At 79.6% G+C, this 1,346-nt stretch carries 3 protein-coding genes; 1 reads left to right on the plus strand and 2 read right to left on the minus strand.

The window, feature by feature from the left end; translation table 11 throughout:
• Positions 1–363 (minus strand): DUF3499 domain-containing protein (locus tag WCS02_RS20360; RefSeq protein ID WP_340296140.1); only part of this gene is annotated, 363 nt, incomplete at its 3' end.
• A gap of 89 nt (positions 364–452) precedes the next feature.
• Here WCS02_RS20360 and WCS02_RS20365 point away from each other — a divergent pair.
• On the plus strand, positions 453–899 hold the full coding sequence (locus tag WCS02_RS20365) for a metallopeptidase family protein (protein WP_340296141.1): 447 nt from the start codon (positions 453–455) through the stop codon (positions 897–899).
• Positions 900–954: 55 nt separating this feature from the next.
• On the opposite strand, the gene WCS02_RS20370 is transcribed toward WCS02_RS20365, so the two are convergent.
• On the minus strand, positions 955–1,346 hold a 392-nt coding region (locus WCS02_RS20370; RefSeq protein ID WP_340296143.1), incomplete at its 5' end, for a hypothetical protein.

A 1,346-nucleotide genomic window follows, 5' to 3' on the forward strand; every position in this document is an offset into this window, starting at 1 on the left:
GCCGCGCACGGGCGGCTCCGGCAGCAGGCCGGCCCGGTCCCCCGACGTCGCCGGCAGCCGGCCGGCGCGCGACGCACGGCCAGACGGCTCGCGCGCGGCCTCGCGGACGGCCTCGACGAGGGCGAGCAGGTCGTCGTGGCTGGGACCGGTGGGGCCGTGGTCGTCGACCTGGAGCCGGACGACCTCCCATCCCCGCGGGGCGGTGAGCCGGGCGGCGTGGTGCTCGCACAGGTCGTAGGAGTGCGGCTCCGCGTACGTCGCCAGCGGGCCGAGGACCGCCGTGGAGTCGGAGTACACGTAGGTCAGCGTGGAGACGGAGTCGTGGGCGCAGCCGGAGCGGGAGCAACGTCGACCGGATCGCACCCCGCCACGCTAGCCCGCCGGGTCCCCGCTCCCGCGGCGCCGTGCCGGGGCGCGCCGGGACGGGTCCCGACCGGGGCTAGCGTGGCCGCGTGGGCACCGACGGACGCACCCCGACCGGCCCGCGGCGACGGCGGCGCGACCGCCGTGGGAGGGGCCTGCGCGGCGAGGTCCTCGCCCCGGGCCTGCCGGGCGCGCGCACCCGCTCCGAGCGCTTCGACGCCTACGTGCTGGACGCGGTGGCACGGCTGGAGCCGCGCTGGGGCGAGGCGCTGGTCGACGTCGACGTGGCGGTGGAGCTCGTGCCGCCGAGCGACCCCGGACCGTGGGAGGAGCAGGTGGCCCCGCTGGGCCGGGTGTTCGCCGCCGAGGAGGGCCACCCCGCACGGCTGGTGGTCTACCGCCGCCCGGTCGAGGCGCGCGCCGACGACGACCTGCCCCGCCTGGTCCACGAGGTGGTCGTGGAGCAGGTCGCCACGCTGCTGGCCCGCTCGCCCGAGGAGATCGACCCCTCCGTCGTCGAGGACGACGAGGGCTAAGGCCTGACCCCCGGCGCGGCCGCCGGTCGTGCCGGTCGTGCCGCTCGTGCCTGGGTCAGGACCGGTCGCGGACCAGGCGGACCTGGCTGGTGGGCGGCTGCGGCCCCGGCAGCGACGTCCCCGCGACGAGCTCCCCGTCGGGGTCGGCGAGGACGACCTCGAGGCCGGCGTGCGCCCCGGCGGCGGACCCGACGGACAGCCCGGCGACCTGGGCCCGGTCCAGCCCCTCGAGCAGCCCCACCAGCGGCAGCACCAGGGGGGCGCCCCCCGCGGGCAGGTCGACCGGACGCGACGCCAGCTCGGACCCGTCGGCGGCGAGGACGGCGACCCGGGCCCGGCCCTCGTCCGGGCCGGCGGCCACGAGCCCGAGGGTCGTGCCCTCGACGGCACCGGGCTCGGCGAGCAGCGGGCGCAGCGGGACGACGACGGCGGCCCGCCACGGCGTGG

The organism is Aquipuribacter hungaricus, assembly GCF_037860755.1.
GTDB lineage: Bacteria > Actinomycetota > Actinomycetes > Actinomycetales > JBBAYJ01 > Aquipuribacter > Aquipuribacter hungaricus.